Here is a 22,762-nt window from a genome sequence, read left to right on the forward strand (position 1 = left end):
CCCATGAAACGCAACTTCCTCAAGGCCTCTCTCGCAGGCATCGCATTGGCCATGGCCGGCATCGCGCCGCTCGCGCATGCGCAGGACAAGGGTCCGATCGCCATCTCCATGCCCACCAAGTCGTCGGCACGCTGGATTGCCGACGGCGCCAACATGGTCAAGTACTTCAAGGAGAAGGGCTACAAGACCGACCTGCAATACGCCGATGACGACATTCCGAACCAGCTCGCGCAAATCGAGAACATGGTCACCAAGGGCTCGAAGGTGCTGGTGATTGCGGCCATCGACGGCACTACGCTTTCGGACGTGCTGCAGAAGGCAGCCGACAAGGGCGTGAAGGTCATTGCATACGACCGGCTCATCAAGGGTTCGAAGAACGTCGACTACTACGCCACGTTCGACAACTTCCAGGTGGGCGTGCTGCAGGCGCAGTCGATCGAAACGGCGCTGGGATTGAAGAGCGGCAAGGGCCCGTTCAACATCGAGCTCTTCGGCGGCTCGCCGGACGACAACAACGCCTTCTTCTTCTACAACGGCGCCATGTCGGTGCTCGATCCGTACATCAAGAGCGGCAAGCTGGTGGTTCGCAGCAAGCAGATGGGCATGGAAAAGGTCGGCACGCTGCGCTGGGACGGCGCAGTGGCGCAGGCGCGCATGGACAACCTGCTGTCGGCCTTCTACACCAAGGACCGCGTCGATGCGGTGCTGTCCCCGTACGACGGCTTGTCGATCGGCATTCTTTCGTCGCTCAAGGGCGTGGGCTACGGCTCGGCTTCGCAGCCGATGCCTGTGGTCTCGGGCCAGGACGCGGAGATTCCGTCGGTCAAGTCGATCCTGCGCAAGGAGCAGACCTCGACCGTGTTCAAGGACACGCGCGAGCTTGCCAAGGTAACGGTGGCCATGGTGGATGCAATGCTTTCCGGCAAGACGCCTGAAGTGAACGACACCAAGACCTACAACAACGGCGTGAAGGTGGTGCCCTCGTACCTGCTCAAGCCCGTGAGCGTGGACGGCAGCAACTGGAAGCAGGTGCTGGTCGACAGCGGCTACTACAAGGAAAGCCAGGTCAAGTGAGAAGCGGCATGGAAGCAGACTCGCGCAGCATCCTCGAGATGCGCGGCATTACCAAGACGTTTCCCGGCGTGAAGGCGCTGAGCAATGTCAACCTGGCCGTGCGCGCGGGCGAGATCCATGCCGTGGTCGGCGAGAACGGCGCGGGCAAGTCGACGCTCATGAAGGTGCTGAGCGGCGTCTACCCGTGCGATTCGTACACCGGGGAGATCCACTTCGAGGGGGAGCTCCGCCGCTTCAAGGGCATTGCCGACAGCGAGAAGCTCGGCATCATCATCATCCACCAGGAGTTGGCGCTGGTGCCGCTGCTGTCCATTGCCGAGAACATTTTTCTCGGCAACGAAATTGCGCACGGCGGCGTGATCGACTGGTTTGCCGCCTATGCAAAAACCCGCGAGCTGCTCGCCAAGGTGGGCTTGAAAGAGCCCCCCACCACGCTGGTAACCGACCTTGGCGTGGGCAAGCAGCAGCTGGTTGAAATTGCCAAGGCCCTGGCCAAAGAGGTCAAGCTGCTGATTCTGGACGAGCCCACGGCCAGCCTGAACGAGAACGACAGCGACGCATTGCTGATGCTTCTGCTCGAGCTCAAGCGCCAGGGCATTGCATCGATCCTCATCTCGCACAAGCTCAACGAGATTGCCAAGGTGGCCGACTCGATTACCGTGCTGCGCGACGGCGCCACGGTGGAAACGATGGATTGCCGCAACCAGCCGATCAGCGAAGACCGCATCATTCGCGGCATGGTCGGCCGCGACATGGCGCACCGCTACCCGCAGCGCCATCCGAAGATCGGCGACACCGTGTTCGAAGTGCGCGACTGGCGCGTGCACCACGCACTGCATGCCGACCGCGAGCAGATCAAGGGCGTGAACCTGCATGTGCGTCAAGGCGAGATCGTCGGCATTGCGGGCCTGATGGGCGCGGGGCGCACCGAACTTGCGATGAGCGTGTTCGGCAAGTCCTACGGCCAGCGCATCAGCGGCACGGTGCTGATGCACGGCAAGCCTGTGGATGTAGGCACGGTGCGCAAGGCCATCGACCAGGGCGTTGCCTATGTCACCGAAGACCGCAAAGGCCTGGGCCTGGTGCTGGAAGAAAACATCCAGAAGAACGTGAGCCTGGCCAACCTGGAGGCGGTGTCGAGTTCGATGGTGATCGACGATGCACGCGAATTCAAGGTGGCAAGCGATTACCGCAAGGCGCTCAACATCCGGTCATCGGGCGTGGAGCAGCTGGTGGTCAACCTGTCGGGCGGCAACCAGCAGAAGGTGGTGCTCAGCAAGTGGCTCTTTACCAAACCCGAACTCCTGATTCTCGACGAGCCCACGCGCGGCATCGACGTGGGCGCCAAATATGAGATCTACACCATCATCGACCAGCTCGCGAGCGAGGGCAAAGGCATTCTCATGATTTCTTCCGAACTGCCGGAACTGCTAGGTATGTGCGACCGCATCTATGTGATGAACGAGGGCCGCTTCGTGGCCGAATTTACGGCGGCCGAGGCTTCGCAGGAGCGCATCATGCACGCCATCGTGAGCGCAGGGAGTTCCGTTCATGTCCCAGCCTGAAGCCAACGCGGTAAACGCCGCCGTCCCCGTTGCCGAGGCTGCCCCGAAGCTGCATGCCGGCTTCCTGAAGAACAACCTGCGCGAATACGGCATGCTGATCTCGCTGGTCGCGATCATGGTGCTGTTCCAGGTGCTGACCGACGGCACGCTGCTACGGCCGCTCAACCTGACCAACCTGCTGCTGCAGAACAGCTACGTCGTCATCATGGCGCTCGGCATGCTGCTGGTGATCGTGGCGGGGCACATCGACCTTTCGGTGGGTTCGGTCTGCGGCTTCATCGGCGCGCTGGCGGCGGTGCTGATGGTCGAATACGAATGGCACTTTGTGCCCACGGCCCTCATCAGCATTGCGGCGGGCGCGGTCATCGGCGCGGCGCAGGGCTGGTTTGTCGCGTTCCGAAAGATTCCGTCGTTCATCGTCACGCTCGCGGGCATGCTGGTGTTCAAGGGGCTTACGCTGGCGCTGCTCGCGGGGCAGTCGGTGGGGCCGTTTCCGGTGGAGTTCCAGCGGCTGAGCTCGGGCTTCATTCCCGATCCGCTGGGCGGTGACACATTGCGCACCACCTCGCTGGTGGTGGGTGCCCTGGCGGCTGCGGCGCTGGTGTTCTTCAAGCTGCGCGGGCGCGCCAAGCTCGCGGCGCACGGCATGGAGACCGAGCCCTATGTGTTCTTCCTGGTGAAGAACCTGTTCTTCGCTGCGATCATCCTGTTCTTCAGCTACCTGCTTTCCACCTACAAGGGCCTGCCCAATGTGCTGATCGTGATGGCGGTGCTGATTGTGATTTACGACTTCGTCACCAATCGCACCACCATCGGCCGGCGCATCTATGCCCTGGGCGGCAACGAAAAAGCCGCGCGGCTTTCCGGCGTGAAGACGCAGCGGCTGGCATTTCTCACCTTCGTGAACATGGGCGCGCTGGCCGCGCTCGCGGGCCTGGTGTTCGCGGCGCGGCTCAACACGGCCACGCCCAAGGCCGGCCTCGGCTTCGAACTCGACGTGATTGCGGCCTGCTTCATCGGCGGGGCCTCGGCCTCGGGCGGCGTGGGCCGTGTCATGGGCGCGGTAATCGGCGCTTTCATCATGGGCGTGATGAACAACGGAATGTCGATCCTGGGCATCGGCATCGATTACCAGCAGGTGATCAAGGGCCTGGTGCTGCTGGCCGCGGTGTTCATCGACGTCTACAACAAGAACAAGTAAGCGCATGACGGGCAGCAGCATTTCACCCGTGCTCGAACTGCGTGGCATCCACAAGCAGTTCGGCGACATTCCGGTGCTGCGCGACGTGCAGCTCAGGCTCTACCCGGGCGAGATACATGCGCTGATGGGACAGAACGGCGCGGGCAAGTCGACACTCATCAAGGTGCTGACGGGCGTGCTGCCGTCAAGCGCCGGGGAGATACGCCTGGACGGCCAGGCCATTCACCCCGCGTCGCCGCTCGAAGCGCAGAAGCTGGGCATCAGCACGGTCTACCAGGAAGTGAACCTGTGCCCGAACCTCTCTGTGGCCGAAAACGTGTTTGCAGGGCGCTATCCGCGCTGCGGCGCCGCGCAGGGTTTTCGCATCGATTGGGCGGCGGTCAACCGGCGTGCCGCCGAATTGCTGGCGCGCATCGGGCTCGACATCGACGTGACGCGGCTGCTTTCGAGCTACTCGGTGGCGGTGCAGCAACTGGTGGCCATTGCCCGTGCGCTCGGCGTGTCGTCGAAGGTGCTGATTCTCGATGAGCCCACTTCGAGCCTGGACGACGACGAGGTGGAAAAGCTGTTCGAGGTGCTGCGGCGCTTGCGCGGCGAAGGGCTGGCCATCGTCTTCGTGACGCACTTTCTCAACCAGATGTACGCGGTGTCGGACCGCATCACGGTGCTGCGCAACGGCAGCTGGGTAGGCGAGTGGCGCGCTGCCGACCTGGGGCCGCAAGCGCTGATTGCCGCCATGCTGGGGCGCGAACTCGCAGCCCAGTCGGCGCGGCCCGCCGCGCTGCCGGCTTTCGACGAAGCGGCGCCGGCCCTGCTGCAGGCTGAAGGCCTTGGGCAGGCCGGGCAGCTGCAGGCAACCGACTTGCGCGTGCGTGCGGGTGAGGTTGTCGGCATTGCAGGGCTGCTGGGTGCCGGCCGCACCGAGCTTGCGCGCCTTTTGTTCGGGCTTGAAACGCCCGACCGCGGCGTACTGAAGATCGACGGCCGTTCGGTGAGTTTTTCAAACCCTGCGGACGCCGTGCGCGAAGGGCTGGCGCTGTGCCCCGAAGAGCGCAAGACCGACGGCATCGTGGCCGAACTTTCGGTGCGCGAGAACATTGCGCTGGCGCTGCAGGCGCGGCTGGGCACGCGTCGCTATCTGCCCCATGTTGAACAGACCGCAATGGCGGAGCGTTTTGTCGCGTCGCTGGGCATCAAGACCGCGAGCGTGGAAACACCCATTGGCCTGCTTTCCGGCGGCAACCAGCAGAAGGCCATGATCGCGCGCTGGCTCGCAACGGAGCCGCGCTTGCTGATTCTCGACGAGCCCACACGCGGCATCGATGTGGCGGCCAAGCAGGAAATCATGGAAGAGATTCTTCGGCTTGCGCGCGCGGGCATGGCGGTGATCTTTATCTCGTCGGAGATCAGCGAGGTGGTGCGCGTGGCGCATCGCATCGTGGTGCTGCGCGATCGCAAGAAGGTGGGCGAACTGCCTGGCGGTTCGACCGAGGACGAGGTTTACGAAATGATTGCAGCGACAGCATGACACGCCTTGCATCCCTCAGGAGCCATCGTCTCGTATGGCCCATCGTCACGCTGCTGCTTCTGCTGGCAGTGAACACGGCGTTCAACGCCAGCTTCCTGCATCTTGAATGGCGCGAGGGCCATCTGTACGGCAGCCTGATCGACATCGTGAACCGCGCGGCGCCGCTGGTGCTGGTGTCGCTGGGCATGACGCTCGTCATTGCCACGCGCGGCATCGATATTTCCGTAGGCGCGGTAGTGGCCATTGCAGCAGCCGTGGCGGCCTGGATGATCGGCGGCTCTGTGGCAAGCGACGTGAGCCGCTTTCCGATGTGGCTGGCCATCCTGGCTGCCCTTGGCGTTGCCTTGCTGTGCGGCCTGTGGAACGGCCTGCTGGTCGCCAAGGTGGGCATGCAGCCGATCATCGCGACGCTGATTCTCATGGTGGCGGGGCGCGGCATTGCGCAGCTCATCGCCGACGGGCAGATCATCACCATCTACTACAAGCCCTTCTTCTTCCTGGGCAGCGGCTACCTGCTGGGCCTGCCGTTCTCGCTGTTCATCGTGGGGGCGGTGTTCGTGCTGCTGTACCTGGCCATTACGCGCACGGCACTTGGCCTGTTCATCCAGGCGGTGGGCATCAACCCGACGGCGGCGCGCGTAGCCGGCGTGCAGGCGCGGCGCCTCATTGTTGGAGCGTATGCGTTCTGCGGACTGTGCGCGGGCGTGGCGGGCCTGTTGATCAGCTCCAACGTCAAGAGCGCCGATGGCAACAACGCGGGCCAGCTGCTGGAGCTCGACGCCATCCTGGCCGTGACGCTGGGCGGCACCGCGCTTACCGGCGGGCGCTTCAGCCTCATGGGCAGCGTGATCGGTGCGCTGATCATCCAGACGCTGACCTATGCCATCTACTCGCTCGGCGTGCCGCCGGAGATCAACCTTGTCGTGAAGGCCGTGGTCGTGTTTGCGGTAATGCTGCTGCAGTCGCCCGAGTTCAGGGCCCAGGTGCGAACGCTGGTGCAGCGGCCGGTGCATGAAGGGGGACGGGCATGAGCGCGGTGATCGAAGCGGCTGCACCCTCGCCCCAAGCCTCTGCCGCCACCGGGAGAAGAGGCGGGAGAGGGGGCAAGACGGGGCTCAACCCGAAGTACTTTCCGTTGGCCGCGACCATCTCGCTGTTCATGCTGATGGCCACGCTGGGCTCGGTGTTCTACGACGGCTTCTTCTCGGCGCAGGTGTTTCTCAACCTGCTGATCGACAACGCCTTCCTGATCGTCGTGGCCGTGGGCATGACCTTCGTGATTCTCTCGGGCGGAATCGACCTTTCTGTGGGTTCGGTCATTGCGCTCACCACCATGGTGTCGGCCTCGCTGGTCGAGAAGCACGGCTGGAGTCCCGCCGTGGTCATTCCGCTGGTGCTGGCAATGGGCACGGCGTTCGGCGCGTTCATGGGGTTGCTCATCGAGCGCTTCAGGCTGCAGCCCTTCATCGTGACGCTGGCGGGCATGTTCCTGGCACGCGGCCTTTGCTACCTGATCAGCATCGATTCGATCAGCATCACCAACGAGTTCTATTCGCAGGTTTCGCAAATCCGCATTCCGATCTGGGGCGAGGCTTCGCTTTCGATCAGCGCGGTGATTGCCATCGCGGTGCTGCTGGCGGCGGTCTTCATTGCGCATTGCACGCCCTTCGGCCGCGCGGTGTACGCCATTGGCGGCAGCGAGCAGTCGGCCATGCTGATGGGCCTGCCTGTGCGCTCCACACTCGTTGGCGTGTACACGCTGTCCGGCTTTTGCTCGGCATTGGCGGGCGTGATCTTCACCTTCTACATGCTCTCGGGCTACGGCCTGCATGCGTTGGGGCTGGAGCTCGACGCGATCGCAGCGGTGGTCATCGGCGGCACGCTGCTCACGGGCGGTGTGGGCTATGTGGCGGGCACGCTCTTCGGCGTGCTGATGCTCGGAATCATCCAGACGCTGATTTCGTTCGACGGCACGCTGAGTTCGTGGTGGACGCGCATCGTGGTCGGGGCACTGCTCTTCGTGTTCTGCCTGCTGCAGCGCTTCTTTACTTCGCGCGCGCCGCGGCGCTGACGCTTTCGGCTCTTTTCTCTTTTTCTCTCTCGCTTTCAGGAAACTTCCGCATGCCGGACCAAACTCCCAAGAAGAAGCTTCGCTCGACCGAATGGTTCGGCTCGGCCGACAAGAACGGCTTCATGTACCGCAGCTGGATGAAGAACCAGGGCATACCGGACCATGAGTTCGACGGCCGCCCGATCATCGGCATCTGCAACACGTGGTCCGAACTCACGCCCTGCAACGCGCACTTCCGCAAGATTGCCGAGCATGTAAAGCGCGGCATCTCGGAGGCGGGTGGTTTTCCGGTCGAGTTTCCGGTGTTCTCCAACGGCGAATCGAACCTGCGGCCCACCGCCATGCTCACGCGCAATCTTGCGAGCATGGACGTGGAAGAGGCCATTCGCGGCAACCCGGTCGATGCGGTGGTGCTGCTCACGGGCTGCGACAAGACCACGCCCGCGCTGCTGATGGGCGCGGCAAGCTGCGACATTCCCGCCATCGTCGTCACCGGCGGGCCCATGCTCAACGGCAAGCTCGAAGGCAAGAACATCGGCTCGGGCACAGCCGTGTGGCAACTGCACGAGTCGCTGAAAGCCGGCGAGATCAACCTGCACCAATTCCTTTCGGCCGAAGGCGGCATGTCGCGCTCGGCGGGCACCTGCAACACCATGGGCACCGCCTCGACCATGGCCTGCATGGCCGAAGCGCTGGGCACTTCGCTGCCGCACAACGCGGCCATTCCGGCGGTGGATGCGCGGCGTTATGTGCTTGCGCAGATGTCGGGCATGCGCGCGGTAGTAATGGCGAAAGAAGGGCTCACGCTGTCGAAGATTCTCACGCGCGAGGCTTTCGAGAATGCGATTCGCGTCAACGCGGCCATCGGCGGATCGACCAACGCGGTAATCCACCTGAAGGCCATTGCGGGGCGCATTGGCGTCAACCTTGAGCTGGAAGACTGGACGCGCATTGGCAGCAACACGCCGACCATCGTCGACCTGATGCCTTCCGGCCGCTTCCTGATGGAAGAGTTCTACTACGCAGGCGGCCTGCCCGCGGTGCTGCGGCGCCTTGGCGAGGCCGGCCTGCTGCCGCACCCCGGCGCGCTCACCGTCAACGGCCAATCCATCTGGGACAACGTGCGCGAAGCGCCGAGCCTCGACGACGAGGTGATTCGTCCGCTGGACAAGCCGTTGATTGCCGACGGCGGCATTCGCATCTTGCGCGGCAACCTGTCGCCACGCGGCGCGGTGCTCAAGCCGTCCGCAGCGTCGCCCGAGCTGCTGAAGCATCGCGGCCGCGCAGTGGTGTTCGAGAACCTCGAGCACTACAAGGAACGCATCGTCGATGAGAACCTCGAAATCGACGCCAGCTCGGTCATGGTGATGAAGAACTGCGGCCCCAAGGGCTACCCCGGCATGGCCGAAGTCGGCAACATGGGCCTGCCGCCCAAGCTGCTGCGCCAGGGCGTGAAGGACATGGTGCGCATTTCCGATGCGCGCATGAGCGGCACCGCCTACGGCACGGTGGTGCTGCACGTGGCGCCCGAAGCGGCCGACGGCGGGCCGCTTGCGGCGGTGCGCGACGGCGACTGGATCGAGCTCGACTGCGATGCGGGCCGGCTGCACCTGGACATCAGCGATGAAGAACTGGCATCGCGCCTGGCTTCGCTTTCGAGCAACGACGCACAGCCCATGAGCACGCGCGGCGGCGGCTACCAGAAGCTCTATGTCAACCACGTGCTGCAAGCCGACGAAGGCTGCGACTTTGACTTTCTGGTGGGCTGCAGAGGCTCCGCCGTTCCCCGACATTCACACTGATTCATCATGACTCCCAGATACCGCGGCATCTTTCCGGTGGTGCCAACCACCTTTACAGAACAGGGCGCACTCGACCTCGAGAGCCAGAAGCGATGCGTCGATTTCATGATCGATGCGGGCTCGGACGGCCTGTGCATCCTGGCCAACTTTTCAGAGCAGTTCGTGCTGTCGGACGAAGAGCGCGAGGTGCTCACGCGCACGATGCTGGAGCACGTCAAAGGCCGCGTGCCGGTGATCGTGACGACCACGCACTACAGCACCAAGGTCTGCGCCGAGCGCAGCCGGCGTGCGCAAGACATGGGCGCGGCCATGCTGATGGTGATGCCGCCGTATCACGGCGCCACCTTCCGCGTGCCCGAGCCCCAGATCTTCGAGTTCTATGCTGGCTTATCGGACGCTGTGAGCATCCCGATCATGATCCAGGACGCGCCGGCCAGCGGCACGGTGCTGTCCGCGCCGTTTCTCGCGCGCATGGCCAGGGAGATCGAGCACGTTGCGTACTTCAAGATCGAAACGCCAGGTGCAGCATCGAAACTGCGAGAGCTGATCCGCCTTGGCGGCGATGCCATCGAAGGCCCGTGGGATGGCGAAGAGGCCATCACGCTGATGCCCGACCTGGATGCCGGCGCGACCGGTTCAATGACCGGCGGTGGCTACCCGGACGGCATTCGCCCGATCATCGAGGCGCACCGCGCGGGCGACCGCGACAAGGCGTTCGCGCTTTACCAGCAGTGGCTGCCGCTCATCAACTACGAGAACCGCCAGGCCGGCCTCCTGGCGTGCAAGTCGCTCATGAAGGAAGGCGGCGTGATTGCCTGCGAGGCGCCGCGGCATCCATTGCCCGCAATGCACCCTGACACGCGCGCAGGGCTGATCGAAACCGCGAAACGGCTCGACCCGCTGGTGCTGCGCTGGGCGCGTTGAAGATAAAAAAGACGTGAAAGAGAAGGGTGCTCAGCTCTTCTCGAGTTCACTCACTTGCAGCGACAGGTCGAACAGCTTCGACTTGCTCGCGTAGTAGCGGTCGAGCCGCCACTCCTTCAGGATGTCCATGGCGAGCTCGAAGCTCTTGTAGTCAAGGCTGTAGAGCGTGACCAGCTCGAAACTGCGTTCGGATTCGAGCGCCAACACGAGCTGGGCCAGGATCTTGGCCGATTCGTTGGCCGGGTCCGTTTCTATGAATCGGCGAGCGACCTTGATGGCATTCATGGGAAAGGTTTCCTCGGTAGGCAGAGACCGAGAACTATAGCTAGCAGGCCGCCCTGATTTATGACAGTCCCGTGACAAGCGGGGACATCGCGGTATGCGAGCCTCCTGCTGCAGCCCCGCCGCCGCATTCAAGAAGCGATGGGGCCACAGGGCTGCCAGCAGTGCTTCAGCGCGCAGGCAGTGGTGCCGGCATGGGCTGCATCGGCGCCATCGGAGCCATGGGTGCCATCGGCGCGATAGCGGGTGCCGGAACGCGCGAAGGCGCAGGCACCGGGGCCGGCATTACAGCGGGCGCCGGCATCGCAGCCGGAGCCGGCATGACGACCGTGGTGACCGACTCGCGAATCACCCCGCCGCCCATTACGCTGCCGTCCACGGCGCCGCGCGCGCCGCCGCTGCCGCCGAGCACGCGCGCTTCGCAGTCCGCGCGATCAGAGGGGGGCTGGAGCCCGCAACGTGCGAGCGCATTGCGCTGGTAGTCGGGCGCGCTGGTCAGGCCGCCGCGAGCGGCTTCCTGGCGCGCGGCGCCGGCTTCGCGAATGCAGGCGGCACGGTCTTGTTGGTTGTGCCCGCAGACCGCAATTTCTTGCTGGTAGGTGGAATCGCCGCGGCGCGGCTGCGCCGATGCCGATGTGGCCGCGGCAATACCGCCCACGGCAATCAGGGCGGCAATCATCGAACGTGTGGTGCTGTTCATGGTGTGCTCCTCGAAGTGACGTGAAACGAAAACTGTTCGACAGGCATGCGCCCACCGGGTTCCACGCGTGGGTTGCTGGTCAGCGTGCAGGCGTGACGGGTTGCGGCGGCAGCGGTGTCACTGTTTCGCGGATGACGCCGCCACCCATCACGCTGCCTTCGGTGGTGGTGCGTGCGCCGCCCTGCAGGCGGGCTTCGCAATCGGCACGGTCGGCAACCGGCTGTTCGCGGCACCGCGCCATGGCGTTGGCATCGGCGCGGCCGGGGCTCACGTTGGTGAGTCCGTTGCGGTTTGCTTCCTGCCGGGCGGCGCCGGCCTCGCGGAGGCATGCGGCGCGGTCTTGCTGGACACCGTCGCACACAGCGCGCTCTTGCTGCGCGCGGGCAGCAGAACCCGGGGCCTGGGCCAGCGCCGGGGCAGATATGAAAAAGCCGCTTGCCGCAAAAAGCGCGGCAGCAGAAAGGGCGGAACGAACTGTTGTTGTCATCGGGTGCTCCTGGTTGAGGCGCGCCCTCCGAAAGCGCGACCGGAGCAACAGTTTGGTCCGGCCGCCCCCTAAGGGGTGTGGGACTGCAGAGACAGCAGCCCCGGCCAGACTCGCCGATGCGTGTGGGACGTGTCCGGCACCCGCCGGGATCAGCCCGCTGCGATGCGCTGCGCCAGGTGTGCGAGCGCTTCTTCGACCTGGTCGACCAGGATCAGCGACAGGTCGCCCGGCTGCAGGCGCGCGAGCGCGGTGTCGATGGCAACGAACTCCCCGCGGATCTCGTCGATGTAGCGCGTGCGTGCCGCGCCCTGCAGCCCTTGGCGCAGCAGCGCCATCACCTCGCCGTCGGCACGGCCCCGCTGGGCGGCGTCCTGATAGAGGATGACGTCGTCGAAGGCCTGGCCAAGAATGGCAGTCTGGTCGCGGATGTCGGAATCGCGCCGGTCGCCCGCGCCGCTGATCACCACCGAGCGCTTGTTGGCCGGCATGGTGTCCACGGCCGACACCAGTGCGCGCATGGCGTCGGTGTTGTGGCCGTAGTCGGCAATCACGGTGGCGCCGCGGTAGTCCATGACGTTGAAGCGTCCCGGCACGCCGGCCGCGTCGTTCATGAAGCTTGCAAGGCCGCTGCGAATGGTGTCCCAGTCGAGGCCAACGGCCCATGCCGCGGCCACCGAAGCCATCACGTTGTCGACCTGGAAGCCGATGGTGCCGTTGCGCGTGATCGGCACGTCGCGCAGCGCAATGCGCTCGCGCCACGAGCCTTCGGCCGCAACCAGCGTGTCCTGGTCGACGTACACCGTGCGCTTGCCTTGCGCGCGGTGCGTGGCCATGACCGGATGCTGCCGGTCGGCGGTAAAGAAGATCACGTGACCGGGGCAGCCGGCGGCCATGGCGGCCACGTTGGGGTCGGCGGCGTTGAGCACGGCGTAGCCGTCGGGCGCAACGTTGCGGACGATCACGCGCTTGAGCACCGCCAGGTCTTCGACCGTGGTGATGTAGTTGAGGCCCAGGTGGTCGCCGCTGCCGATGTTGGTGACCACGGCCACCTGGCAGCGGTCGAAGCCGAGCCCCTCTCGCAGCACGCCGCCTCGCGCCACTTCGAACACGGCTGCATCCACGTCGGGGTGCATGAGCACGTTGCGCGCGCTCTTGGGGCCGCTGCAGTCGCCGCTGTCGGTCTGGCGGCCGTCGACGTACACGCCGTCGGTGTTGGTCATGCCGGTGCGCAGGCCGCTCGATGCGAGCAGGTGGTTGATGAGGCGCGCCGTGGTGGTCTTGCCGTTGGTGCCGGTAACGGCCACCACCGGAATGCGGCCGTCGTCGCCGGGGGCGAAGAGCGTGTCCACAATGGCTTCGCCGACCGCGCGGCCGCGGCCGAACGAAGGCGAGATGTGCATGCGCAGTCCGGGCGCGGCGTTCACTTCGACCACGCCGCCGTGCTGCTCTTCGAGCGGACGCAGCACGTTTTCGCAGACCATGTCGACGCCGCAGATGTGCAGGCCGACCATCTGCGCCGCATCGACGGCGCGCGCGGCCACTTCGGGGTGCACGGTGTCGGTCACATCGGTAGCGGTGCCGCCGGTGGAAAGGTTGGCGTTGTTGCGCAGCACCACGCGCTGGCCGCGCTCCGGCACGCTGTCGGGCGTGAGGCCCTGGGCCTCGAGCCGGCCGATGGCAATGTCGTCGAGACGGATCTTGGTGAGCGAAGTGGCGTGGCCTTCGCCGCGCCGCGGGTCGAGGTTGACCGCGTCCACCAGCTGGCGCACGGTGGAGCTGCCGTCGCCGATCACGTTCGGCGGGTCGCGCCGGGCGGCGGCCACCAGGCGGTCGCCCACCACCAGCAGGCGGAAGTCGAAGCCTGGCAAGAATTTTTCGACCATGACTTCGCCGTACGCCGCAGCCGATTCATAGGCCGCGGTGAGCTGCTCGCGCGTCGTGATGTTGACGGTGACGCCCTTGCCCTGGTTGCCGTCCTGCGGCTTGACGACCACGGGCAGGCCGATTTCCATGGCCGCGGCCCAGCCGTCTTCGGCATTGGCCACGGGCCGGCCCAGCGGCACGGGCACGCCGGCGGCATTGAGCAACTGCTTGGTGAGTTCCTTGTCCTGCGCAATCGATTCGGCCACGCCGCTGGTGCTGTCGATTTCGGCCGCCTGGATGCGGCGCTGCTTGGAGCCCCAGCCAAACTGGACCAGGCTGCCGCTGGTGAGGCGGCGGTACGGAATGCCGCGCGCCACGGCGGCGTCGACGATGGAGCCGGTGCTCGGGCCAAGGCGCTCCGATTCGTCGAGGTCGCGCAGCTCGGTAATTGCGGCATTGGCGTCGAAGGGCGTGTCGTTCAGTGCGGCTGCAATCAGCTCTTCGGCCAATGCGAGTGCGCGGCGGCCGACGGCTTCTTCGCTGTATTGCACGGTAACCTGGTAGACACCGTCTTCGACCGTGGGGGAGGTGTGGCCGAAGTTGACCGCACAGCCGGCCTGGGCCTGCAATGCGACAGCGGCGTTCTCGAGCACATGCGCAAGCGCCAGCGGCTGGCCCAGCACCATCGGGTGCAGTTCGCCGATGGTGGGAAAGCGTGCACGCAGGCGGGCTTCGAAGCCTGCCAGGCGGCTGATGGCGTTTTCGTCGCCTTCGCAGGCAACAACGGCTTCGACGGCGGTGTGGCGGCTCCAGAGATTGGGACCGCGCAAGGCGCGGATACGGGTGACTTTCATGGGGCGACGCGCATCAGGCAAGTTGTGGTTGGGACGAAAGCGGCTGCGTCTGCGAAAGCTGCAGCGAAGCCAGCGCCGCCTGCAGGTCGGCTTCAAAAGCCTCGACACCGGCACCGATGAGGTTCAGCGGAATGCCCAGCGCCCAGGCTGCGGCCACTGCGGCCAGCACGCTCTCCAGGCCGACGCCCGCGTGCGTTGCACGCCAGACGGTCAGGCGGCCGAGGCCGGGCAGGAACGATTCGCTGCTGCCGTTGGCCAGCACCACGCGGTCTTGCCGTACCAGCACGGCCTTGCCACCCGCAGCCTGGTGCGCGGTGAGCGCGGGGGCCTGCGGATCGGCGGCATACAGAATGACTGAACCGTCGCACAGCGGCGCCAGGCCCGCCACGCGCGGATCGCCTGCATTGAGCACGGCCGTGCCCTCGGCAAGCACCACGTCGACCTGCGTGCGCAGCACCTTGACCATCTGGTCGCTTTCGGTGATGTCATAGTCGGCCAGCGCCTCGACGCCTTCCAGGTCGGTAACGATGCCGACTTCGCAGCGGTCGTAGGCAAGGCCGTCGCGCAGAATCGTTTCGGCGCCGTTCTCGATGACCACGGCTTCCACCGCGCGGTTCACGAGCAGGCGGTGGCCGGCGTCCCAGTTGGCGCTGTCGCGTGCATCGACGCGGCGGCGCTCGAGGAACAGGCCGTCGCGGCAGGCAAGGCCGGTGTGGCGTCCGCCAAGGTTGATGACCCAGGCAACCAGCCGCGCGAGCACGGCAGTGCCCTTGGAGCCCGCGACGCCCACCACCGGAATACGGCCGGGTGCGTCGTTGGGGAACAGATGGTCGCAAATGGCGCGGCCCACCGGGCGCGGCGAGCCGACAGCCGGCTTCAGGTGCATGAGCAGGCCGGGGCCGGCATTCACTTCGACGATGGCGCCGCGCTGCGGGCCGAGCGGCTTGCCGATGTCTTGCGCCACGAGGTCGATGCCGGCAATGTCGAGGCCGACCACGCGCGCGGCCAGCACGGCGGCATGCGCCACTTCAGGGTGCACCTGGTCCGTGCAGTCGTTGGCCATGTTGCCGTTGCGCTGGATGGTGACCACGCGGCCCGCGGCCGGCACCGAGGCACCGTCGAGTTCTTGCCGCTTGAGTTCGAGCTGCAGCTTGGCGTCGGTGGCCAGCACGATCAGGTCGAGCGGGTATTCCTCTTCGGCGCCACGGCGCGGATCGCTGTTGAGCTGCTTTTCGATGAGTTCGGCCACGGTGCTCTTGCCGTCGCCGGTTACGGTAATGATCTCGCCGCGCGCGGCCGCCACCACTTCGCCGCCCACCACCAGCAGGCGGTGTTCGTGGCCGCGGATGAAGCGCTCGACCATCACGTCGCTGCCTTCGGGTTCGGCCACGGCAAAGGCTGCCATGACTTCTTCGCGCGTGGTGAGTTCGAGCGACACGCCGCGCCCGTGATTGGCGTCGGAGGGCTTCACGACCACGGGAAGGCCGATGTCCTCGGCGGCTTCCCAGGCCTCTTCGGCGCTGGCCACCACCTGGCCTTCGGGCACCGGCACGCCGCAGCTTGCGAGCAGCGACTTGGTCAGTTCCTTGTCGCTGGCAATCGATTCGCCGATGGCGCTGGTGTAGTCGGTTTCGGCGGTCCAGATGCGCTGCTGGTTGGCGCCGTAGCCCAGCTGCACCAGGTTACCGCTGTTCAGCCGCATGTGCGGAATGCCGCGGTCGGTGGCTGCCGAGACGATGGCCGCGGTGCTCGGGCCAAGGTAGCAGTCTTCGACCTTGGCCTTGACCGCATCGACGGCCTTCTGCACGTCGGCGGCGGTGAACGGGTCGTTGTTGATGGCCGCCATCAGCAGGCGATGGCCCTCGGCCAGCGCCACCCGGGCCACTTGCTCGTCGCGCGCACGGAACACCATGCGGTATACGCCGTGCTCCGACGTGCTGCGGGTCTGGCCGAAACCGGTCGGCATGCCGGCCAGGTTCAAAAGCTCGATCACCACGTGTTCGAGCACGTGGCCCGACCAGGTGCCTTCGGTCAGACGCTGGATGAAGCCGCCGCGCTCGCCCACGCCACAGTGGTGCTCGATGAGCGCCGGCAGCAGGGTGGTCAGGCGGTCGGTAAACCCGTCGATCTTGTTGGAGGGGTAGTCTTCGAGCTGGCCCAGGTCGAGCCAGACTTCGAGCACCGGACGGTAGGTCCAGAGGTTGGGACCGCGCAAATAGTTGATGCGCAGCAGGCGGATGTCGTCGAAACGGGTCATGCAAACGTTCGATGTGCTTTGGCCGAGCACCACGGCGCCTTCAAGCGCGCCCATGGCAATCGGTCAGAATCGGCGCCCGACAAAGGACGCCATGGCGCGGTCCCTGAGGCCCGCGACGGGCAAGAGTCAAAGAAACACAATGCAACATCACGATCCAGTCGGCACCCGGGAGGGCGAAACAGAGGCGGCCTCAGACGCGCTGAAAAGCCGGCTCACTGCCGCGGAAAACGTTCTGGTCACATTACCGGTTGACCTTGACGATGAACTTCTGTTTACGTTTGGTCAGGTGACACTGACCGACCGGCGGCTGCTCGCGCTGCAACCGGGCGGGCAATGGTGTGAGTGGTCACTAGCAGACGAATCTCTTGAACTGTATCTCAACGACCATTCAGGCGTTGGCACCCTCGATCTGGTGGGTGCCAAGGGCCGGCTGGCGCGCTGGCGTTACACGTTGGCCAACCAGCCTGCCGCGCTGCGCTTGCTCAAGCTCTTCGGCCAGCGGGTAAATGGAATTGTCGCCGAGGCGACAGCAGAGCCCGACGGCGACGACCCGGCCGCGGCAGACGCCGAACTGCAGACACCGCCCTCGACCTGGGTGCTGCTGCGCCTGGGCCGCTTTGCCAAGCCTTACCGCAAGCAGTTGATCGCGGGCTTCTTCCTGACCCTGATTTCGACCGCCGCGACGCTGGTGCCACCGTACCTGACCATTCCGCTGATGGACGACATCCTGATTCCGTTCCAGAACGGGCAGAAGATCGATCCCTCGCGCGTGGCGCTTTACCTGAGCGGGCTGCTCGGCGCGGCGCTGGTCGGCTGGGGCCTGGGCTGGGCACGCACCTATCTGCTGGCGCTGGTCTCGGAGCGCATTGGCGCCGACTTGCGCACCACCACGTACGAGCACCTGCTGACGTTGCCGCTCGACTATTTCGGCGGCAAGCGCACCGGCGACCTGATGGCGCGCATCGGCTCCGAAACCGACCGCATCAACGTGTTTCTCTCGCTGCATGCGCTCGACTTTGCCAACGACGTGCTGATGATCGTCATGACCGCGGTCATCCTGGTGTCCATCAATCCGCTGCTGGCGGTAGTCACCCTGGTGCCGCTGCCGTTCATCGCCTGGATGATCCACGTGGTGCGCGACCGGCTGCGCACGGGCTTCGAGAAGATCGACCGCGTGTGGTCGGAAGTGACCAACGTGCTGGCCGACACCATTCCGGGCATTCGCGTGGTCAAGGCCTTTGCGCAAGAGCGCCGCGAAGCCGAGCGCTTTCGCATTGCCAACGTGTACAACCTGCAGGTCAACGACAAGCTCAACCGCACCTGGTCGCTGTTTACGCCCACCGTTTCGCTGCTGACCGAAATCGGCCTGCTCGTGGTGTGGGGCTTCGGCATCTGGCAGGTGGCGCGCGGCAGCATTACCGTGGGTGTGCTCACCGCCTTTATTGCGTACATCGGCCGGTTCTACACGCGGCTCGATTCGATGAGCCGCATCGTCTCGGTCACGCAGAAGGCTGCGGCTGGCGCCAAGCGGATCTTCGACATTCTCGACCACGTGAGCAACGTGCCCGAGCCCACCAACCCGGTGAAGATCGAACGCGTGCAGGGCCGCATCGAGATGAGCGGGCTGGGCTTTCGCTACGGTTCGCGCGCGGTCATCCGCGACCTCGACCTGACCATCGAGCCCGGCGAGATGATCGGCCTGGTGGGCCACAGCGGTTCGGGCAAGAGCACGCTGGTCAACCTGATCTGCCGCTTCTACGACGTGACCGATGGCGCCATCAAGGTCGACGGCACCGACATTCGCCGCTTTGCCGTGGCCGACTACCGGCGCCATGTCGGGCTGGTGCTGCAAGAGCCGTTTCTGTTCTTCGGCACCATTGCTCAGAACATTGCCTACGGCAAGCCCGATGCCACGCGCGAAGAAATCGTGGCAGCAGCCCGCGCCGCCCATGCGCACGACTTCATCCTGCGCCTGCCGCACGGCTACGACTCGCTCGTGGGCGAGCGCGGCCAAGGGCTTTCGGGCGGCGAGCGCCAGCGCATCAGCATTGCGCGCGCACTGCTCATCGACCCACGCATCCTCATCCTCGACGAAGCCACGTCGGCCGTGGACACCGAGACAGAAAAAGAAATCCAGAAGGCTCTCGACAACCTCGTGCAAGGCCGCACCACCATTGCCATTGCGCACCGCCTCTCAACGCTGCGCAAGGCCGACCGGCTGGTGGTGATGGACCGCGGCGAGGTGGTCGAAGTCGGTCCGCACGACGCATTGATGGCGAAGCAGGGCGCGTATTGGCGTCTCTACCAGGCGCAATTGCGGCAGGCGGACGACGATGCGAGCGAAGGCGCGGTGAACGAACGTGCCGGCGCCCAGATGCAGTTGGTGCCGAGCCATGCGGCGCATCCGGCTGGAGACGCGTGATGAACAACAGCAGCAACAACACAGCCCCCGCCGCCGTCCCCGTCTTCGAACTTGCGCGCGACGATTTCGGCCGCCTTGTGCTGACCGATGCCGGCGGCGAGCGCCACGTGGGTGTGACGCCTGTGCGCGCCTTTCCGCTCAGCGCGCCCGCAGAGGGCGTGTCGCTGGTCGGCAGCGAGGGCCGCGAACTGGTCTGGATCGACCGCGTCGAAGCCTTGCCGCCGGCAACGCGCGCATTGCTGGAGCAAGAGCTGGCCGTGCGCGACTTTGCACCCACGCTGCTCAAGCTGCATGGCGTGTCGAGCTTCGGCGTGCCCAGCACCTGGACGGTGAGCACCGACCGCGGCGAAACCAGCTTCGTGCTCAAGGCCGAGGAAGACATTCGCCGGCTGGAGGGCGGCGCGCTGCTGATTGCCAGTGCGCACGGCGTGCAGTTCCGCATTCCCGATGTGAAGACGCTCGACCGCCCCTCGCGCAAGCTGCTCGAGCGCTTTCTGTAGCAGGCTGCGAAAATCGGGGCTTTTGTACCGCGACGGCCCGGCGCCGTCGAAGAGAAATGCCCCTGCACACCACCGCCCTCGTCCTGTTCTCCGGTGGCCAGGACTCGACCACCTGCCTCGCGGACGCGCTCTCCAAGTACCAGCGCGTTGAAACGCTGGGCTTCGACTACGGCCAGCGGCACCGCGTCGAACTCGACGTGCGCGGCACCATCCTTTCGAAAATGCGCGAGCGCTTTCCAGGCTGGGCGCCGCGCCTGGGCGAAGACCACGTGCTCACGCTGGCCGCACTGGCGCAGCTCGGCGGCTCGTCGCTCACCGAAGAGGTGGCCTTCGAAATGCAGGCCGACGGCCTGCCCAACACCTTCGTGCCCGGCCGCAACCTGCTGTTTCTTACCCTGGCCGGCGCGCTGGCCTACCGCCGCGGCCTGCAGGTGATCGTTACCGGCGTTTGCGAAACCGACTTTTCGGGCTACCCCGACTGCCGCGACGACACCATGAAGGCGATGCAGCTTGCGCTTTCGCTCGGGCTGGAACGCCGCCTTGTCATCGAAACGCCGCTGATGTGGATCGACAAGGCCGAGACCTGGCAGATGGCGCACCGCCTGGGCGGCGAGCCGCTGGTCGACCTGATCGTGGAAGAAACCCACACCTGCTATCTCGGCGACCGTGAGCACCGCCAGGCCTGGGGCTACGGCTGCGGCGAGTGCCCTGCTTGCGACTTGCGCAAGAAGGGCTGGGAGCGCTACGCGGCGACGCCGCCTGCCGGCGCCACCTCCACGCGATAGCGCGCGGCGGCGCCCTCGGCCTCAGGCACCAGCGTCCAGCGCTGGGTGTGGAACTCGCCCACGGCCGCGCGGTGCGCAATGGAGACCATCGCGCCGTTCCGTTCGCGCACCATTTCCGAAAGGCGCTGATAAAGCGCGTGCTCGGCCGGCCCGTCCAGCGCGCTGCTGATTTCGTCGGCGAACACCCAGCGCGGTTTCTTCAGCAGCACGCGCGCAATTGCGAGCCGCTGCTGTTCACCGCCCGAGAGCTTCTGGCTCCAGGCGTCGCTGTCGTCGAGCCGGGCGGCCAGGTCGGGCAGCAGCGCGTCGGCCAGGGCCTGGCGCAGCTCGGCGTCGCTGTACCTGGCGGCATCTTCGGGATAGGCCAGCGCCTGGCGCAACGGGCCGTTGGGCACGTAGGGCCGCTGCGGCAAGAACATCGCGTCCGCCGGCACCTGTACCTTGCCGCTTCCGAACGGCCAGATGCCCGCGAAGGCGCGGAACAGCGTGGACTTGCCGCTGCCCGATGGGCCCTGCACCAGCACGCTGTCGCCGGCCGCGGCCGAAAGCGCTGCATTCGCGAGCAGCGGCTTGCTGCCGCCCGGCAGGCTCAGCGAGAGTCCGTCGGCGCGCAGCACCTCTGCATCGCTGCGTTCGAAGGCGTTCGATTTTTCGGCATGCGCGCGGATCGCATCGTCGAAGCTTGTGAGCCGGTCGGCCGTCGCGCGCCACGAAGCCACGTTGTCGTAGTTGTCGACGAACCAGCTCAAGGCGTCCTGCACCTTGCCGAAGGCCGATGAAATCTGCATCAGTTGCCCCAGCTGGATCGCGCCGCTGAAGAAGCGCGGTGCCGCCACCACGAACGGGAAGATCACCGCAGCCTGGCCGAAAAAGGCGGTGAAGGTCACGAGGTTCTTCTGCTGCTTGATGAGCGCGAGATAGTTGCGCAGCACCGCGCCAAAGCGCAGGTCGAGCTGCCCGCGTTCCACCGTCTCGCCGCGGTCGAGCGCAATTGCCTCGCTGTATTCGCGCACGCGCACCAGGTGGTGCCGGAAGTCGGCCTCGAAGCGCTGCTGGCGAAAGTTCAGCCCGATCAGCGGACGTCCGATGTAGTGGGTGATCACCGTGCCGACCACGCAGTAGACAAGTGCGAGCCACACCATCGAGCCGGCGATTTCGTAGGTGGTGCCGCCGATCGGCAGCGCCGTGGTGCCCGACAGGCCCCAGAGAATGCCCACGAAGCTGATCAGCGTGACCACGGCGTTCAGCAGCCCCATCGAGAGCGTCATGGTGGCCGCGGTGAAGAGCTGCATGTCTTCCTGGATGCGCTGGTCGGGGTTGTCGGGCGTGGCGCCGTCGCTCTTGGCGTAGCGGGCGAGCTCCAGCTCGTAGAACGTGCGGTTGGCCATCCAGCGGCCGAGATAGTTGCGCGTGATCCACGCGCGCCAGCGCAACTGCAGCAGTTGGGTCACATAGAACTTGAGCACCTGCAGCGCGATATTGAAGAAGGCCAGTACGCAGAACACGCGGACCTCGCGCCAGAACACGGCGGCGTCCTTGTTCTGCAGGCCGTCGTAGAAGCGGCCATACCACTGGTTGAAAAGCACCAGCGCATAAACATACGCCAGGTTGAGGGCGACGATGCCAGCGAACATGAGCCGTGCACGCCACTTCTCCTCCGACCGGAAGTAGGGGGCCGCGAGCGCTAAAACGCGGCGCAGCACCTGGATGAAGGTTTTTGCGCGTTCGTTGACGGAAGGGGACATGCGGGGCTTTCCTCGGAGGCGCTTGCGCGCGGAGATCTTGAGGGAGCCATCCTAGACAAATTTCTTAAGCCGGCCTGAAGCTGGCGCGCGCAGGCCGCGGGGCCGCAGCCTCAGCGCAGCATGACCCGGGCCGCAATTTCCAGAAAGTGCTTGAGCGGCGGCGTCTGGAGCCCGGCCACCTTGGCCTCTTCGTCCCAGAGCCGCAGCCGTATCGCATCGCCCGACCAGGGATGGTCGGCAAAGCGCCGGGCGGCCTCCGCGCTCATTGGCCCGCCCTGCAGTGCGAGGCTGCGCACCGAATCCGGCGACAGCCGCGAGAAGTAGCCGGGCCGAGTCGCGCAAAGATATCGCTTGGCATCCACATGCAGGCGGACCGGCTCGCGCACCTCCAGCCCGAAGGCGCCGCGCAGCACCGGCATTGCAATGTATTGGTGCCGGTCGTCGATGCCCAACTCGGAGGGTGAGCGCGAAAGCGTCTGGTGCTCTGCAATCAGCAGGTGGCCAAGGTCGTGCAGCAGCGAGGCCGTGACCAGCGCGTCGCCGGCGCAGGCCTGCTCGGCCAGCCAGGCGCACTGCAGCGCATGCTCGAGCTGCGACACCGGCTCGCCCGCATACGCGACCTCGCCCCGTTCGGCAAACAGGCGGGCGATCTCGGCGAGGTCGAGTGTCATGGCTCCGAAACAAAAAGCTGAAAACGCAGGG

General features: G+C 65.6%; 18 protein-coding genes. 11 read left to right on the top strand and 7 right to left on the bottom strand.

Annotated features, from left to right (window positions below; all coding sequences use genetic code 11):
• Positions 1-3: 3 nt before the first annotated feature.
• From chvE to J2X67_RS00455, 8 genes are read left to right on the top strand one after another with little or no spacing between them, the layout of a single operon-like run.
• Positions 4-1,074: a multiple monosaccharide ABC transporter substrate-binding protein gene (gene chvE, locus J2X67_RS00420; RefSeq protein ID WP_309949520.1), complete on the top strand. Its 1,071-nt coding sequence runs from the start codon at positions 4-6 to the stop codon at positions 1,072-1,074.
• Positions 1,075-1,082: 8 nt separating this feature from the next.
• The gene (mmsA, locus tag J2X67_RS00425; protein WP_309949522.1) at positions 1,083-2,639 is read left to right on the top strand and encodes a multiple monosaccharide ABC transporter ATP-binding protein; all 1,557 of its coding nucleotides are present in this window, start codon (positions 1,083-1,085) and stop codon (positions 2,637-2,639) included.
• Entirely contained in the window at positions 2,626-3,840 is a 1,215-nt protein-coding gene (mmsB, locus tag J2X67_RS00430; protein ID WP_309949524.1) for a multiple monosaccharide ABC transporter permease, read from the top strand. Before mmsA ends, mmsB begins: the two co-directional genes overlap by 14 nt.
• Before the next feature lie 4 nt (positions 3,841-3,844).
• Positions 3,845-5,368, top strand: coding sequence for a sugar ABC transporter ATP-binding protein (locus J2X67_RS00435; RefSeq protein ID WP_309949526.1), 1,524 nt, complete (start codon positions 3,845-3,847; stop codon positions 5,366-5,368).
• Positions 5,365-6,399, top strand: a complete 1,035-nt coding sequence (locus tag J2X67_RS00440; RefSeq protein ID WP_309949529.1) for an ABC transporter permease — start codon at positions 5,365-5,367, stop codon at positions 6,397-6,399. The genes J2X67_RS00435 and J2X67_RS00440 overlap by 4 nt, the downstream gene beginning before the upstream one ends.
• Positions 6,396-7,439 (top strand): galactofuranose ABC transporter, permease protein YjfF, encoded by a 1,044-nt coding sequence (yjfF, locus tag J2X67_RS00445; RefSeq protein ID WP_309949531.1) that lies wholly within the window; start codon positions 6,396-6,398, stop codon positions 7,437-7,439. Before J2X67_RS00440 ends, yjfF begins: the two co-directional genes overlap by 4 nt.
• Before the next feature lie 50 nt (positions 7,440-7,489).
• On the top strand, positions 7,490-9,241 hold the full coding sequence (locus tag J2X67_RS00450; RefSeq protein ID WP_309949532.1) for an IlvD/Edd family dehydratase: 1,752 nt from the start codon (positions 7,490-7,492) through the stop codon (positions 9,239-9,241).
• 6 nt (positions 9,242-9,247) lie between these two features.
• On the top strand, positions 9,248-10,165 hold the full coding sequence (locus tag J2X67_RS00455) for a dihydrodipicolinate synthase family protein (protein ID WP_309949533.1): 918 nt from the start codon (positions 9,248-9,250) through the stop codon (positions 10,163-10,165).
• A gap of 30 nt (positions 10,166-10,195) precedes the next feature.
• Here the strand turns inward: J2X67_RS00455 and J2X67_RS00460 are convergent, their stop codons facing one another.
• The 5 genes from J2X67_RS00460 to cphA (J2X67_RS00480) all read right to left on the bottom strand — a co-directional run bounded on the left by J2X67_RS00460 (position 10,196) and on the right by cphA (J2X67_RS00480) (position 16,608).
• Positions 10,196-10,450: a hypothetical protein gene (locus J2X67_RS00460; RefSeq protein WP_012746204.1), complete on the bottom strand. Its 255-nt coding sequence runs from the start codon at positions 10,448-10,450 to the stop codon at positions 10,196-10,198.
• Positions 10,451-10,616: 166 nt separating this feature from the next.
• A complete protein-coding gene (locus J2X67_RS00465) occupies positions 10,617-11,147 on the bottom strand; it encodes a hypothetical protein (RefSeq protein ID WP_309949534.1) in 531 nt (176 codons plus the stop codon).
• A 79-nt stretch (positions 11,148-11,226) separates the two neighbouring features.
• On the bottom strand, positions 11,227-11,634 hold the full coding sequence (locus tag J2X67_RS00470) for a hypothetical protein (protein WP_309949535.1): 408 nt from the start codon (positions 11,632-11,634) through the stop codon (positions 11,227-11,229).
• 149 nt (positions 11,635-11,783) lie between these two features.
• Complete coding sequence (gene cphA, locus J2X67_RS00475; RefSeq protein WP_309949536.1) at positions 11,784-14,351, bottom strand: cyanophycin synthetase; 2,568 nt, start codon at positions 14,349-14,351, stop codon at positions 11,784-11,786.
• Between the two features lie 13 nt (positions 14,352-14,364).
• Positions 14,365-16,608: a cyanophycin synthetase gene (gene cphA, locus J2X67_RS00480; protein WP_354328394.1), complete on the bottom strand. Its 2,244-nt coding sequence runs from the start codon at positions 16,606-16,608 to the stop codon at positions 14,365-14,367.
• Between the two features lie 139 nt (positions 16,609-16,747).
• Between cphA (J2X67_RS00480) and J2X67_RS00485 the strand changes: the two genes are divergently transcribed.
• From J2X67_RS00485 to queC, 3 genes are read left to right on the top strand one after another with little or no spacing between them, the layout of a single operon-like run.
• A complete protein-coding gene (locus J2X67_RS00485) occupies positions 16,748-19,030 on the top strand; it encodes an ABC transporter ATP-binding protein (protein WP_309949539.1) in 2,283 nt (760 codons plus the stop codon).
• Entirely contained in the window at positions 19,030-19,530 is a 501-nt protein-coding gene (locus J2X67_RS00490; RefSeq protein WP_309949541.1) for a DUF1854 domain-containing protein, read from the top strand. The genes J2X67_RS00485 and J2X67_RS00490 overlap by 1 nt, the downstream gene beginning before the upstream one ends.
• Before the next feature lie 56 nt (positions 19,531-19,586).
• Entirely contained in the window at positions 19,587-20,315 is a 729-nt protein-coding gene (gene queC / locus J2X67_RS00495; protein ID WP_309949543.1) for a 7-cyano-7-deazaguanine synthase QueC, read from the top strand.
• On the opposite strand, the gene J2X67_RS00500 is transcribed toward queC, so the two are convergent.
• Positions 20,273-22,060 carry an ABC transporter ATP-binding protein/permease gene (locus tag J2X67_RS00500; RefSeq protein ID WP_309949545.1) on the bottom strand — a complete coding sequence of 596 codons (1,788 nt, stop codon included), beginning with the start codon at positions 22,058-22,060 and terminating at the stop codon, positions 20,273-20,275. The two genes, queC and J2X67_RS00500, sit on opposite strands and share 43 nt — an antisense overlap.
• Before the next feature lie 110 nt (positions 22,061-22,170).
• Positions 22,171-22,731 (bottom strand): phosphonate degradation HD-domain oxygenase, encoded by a 561-nt coding sequence (locus J2X67_RS00505; RefSeq protein WP_309949547.1) that lies wholly within the window; start codon positions 22,729-22,731, stop codon positions 22,171-22,173.
• Positions 22,732-22,762: the final 31 nt, after the last annotated feature.

It is taken from the genome of Variovorax sp. 3319, from assembly GCF_031456585.1.
GTDB classification, from domain to species: domain Bacteria; phylum Pseudomonadota; class Gammaproteobacteria; order Burkholderiales; family Burkholderiaceae_C; genus Variovorax; species Variovorax paradoxus_P.

Bases quoted from the DNA above. Each gene is read 5' to 3' on its own strand.
- chvE (WP_309949520.1), top strand. From the start codon at position 4: ATGAAACGCAACTTCCTCAAGGCCTCTCTCGCAGGCATCGCATTGGCC.
- mmsA (WP_309949522.1), top strand. From the start codon at position 1,083: ATGGAAGCAGACTCGCGCAGCATCCTCGAGATGCGCGGCATTACCAAG.
- mmsB (WP_309949524.1), top strand. From the start codon at position 2,626: ATGTCCCAGCCTGAAGCCAACGCGGTAAACGCCGCCGTCCCCGTTGCC.
- J2X67_RS00435 (WP_309949526.1), top strand. From the start codon at position 3,845: ATGACGGGCAGCAGCATTTCACCCGTGCTCGAACTGCGTGGCATCCAC.
- J2X67_RS00440 (WP_309949529.1), top strand. From the start codon at position 5,365: ATGACACGCCTTGCATCCCTCAGGAGCCATCGTCTCGTATGGCCCATC.
- yjfF (WP_309949531.1), top strand. From the start codon at position 6,396: ATGAGCGCGGTGATCGAAGCGGCTGCACCCTCGCCCCAAGCCTCTGCC.
- J2X67_RS00450 (WP_309949532.1), top strand. From the start codon at position 7,490: ATGCCGGACCAAACTCCCAAGAAGAAGCTTCGCTCGACCGAATGGTTC.
- J2X67_RS00455 (WP_309949533.1), top strand. From the start codon at position 9,248: ATGACTCCCAGATACCGCGGCATCTTTCCGGTGGTGCCAACCACCTTT.
- J2X67_RS00460 (WP_012746204.1), bottom strand. From the start codon at position 10,450: ATGAATGCCATCAAGGTCGCTCGCCGATTCATAGAAACGGACCCGGCC.
- J2X67_RS00465 (WP_309949534.1), bottom strand. From the start codon at position 11,147: ATGAACAGCACCACACGTTCGATGATTGCCGCCCTGATTGCCGTGGGC.
- J2X67_RS00470 (WP_309949535.1), bottom strand. From the start codon at position 11,634: ATGACAACAACAGTTCGTTCCGCCCTTTCTGCTGCCGCGCTTTTTGCG.
- cphA (WP_309949536.1), bottom strand. From the start codon at position 14,351: ATGAAAGTCACCCGTATCCGCGCCTTGCGCGGTCCCAATCTCTGGAGC.
- cphA (WP_354328394.1), bottom strand. From the start codon at position 16,608: ATGACCCGTTTCGACGACATCCGCCTGCTGCGCATCAACTATTTGCGC.
- J2X67_RS00485 (WP_309949539.1), top strand. From the start codon at position 16,748: ATGCAACATCACGATCCAGTCGGCACCCGGGAGGGCGAAACAGAGGCG.
- J2X67_RS00490 (WP_309949541.1), top strand. From the start codon at position 19,030: ATGAACAACAGCAGCAACAACACAGCCCCCGCCGCCGTCCCCGTCTTC.
- queC (WP_309949543.1), top strand. From the start codon at position 19,587: ATGCCCCTGCACACCACCGCCCTCGTCCTGTTCTCCGGTGGCCAGGAC.
- J2X67_RS00500 (WP_309949545.1), bottom strand. From the start codon at position 22,060: ATGTCCCCTTCCGTCAACGAACGCGCAAAAACCTTCATCCAGGTGCTG.
- J2X67_RS00505 (WP_309949547.1), bottom strand. From the start codon at position 22,731: ATGACACTCGACCTCGCCGAGATCGCCCGCCTGTTTGCCGAACGGGGC.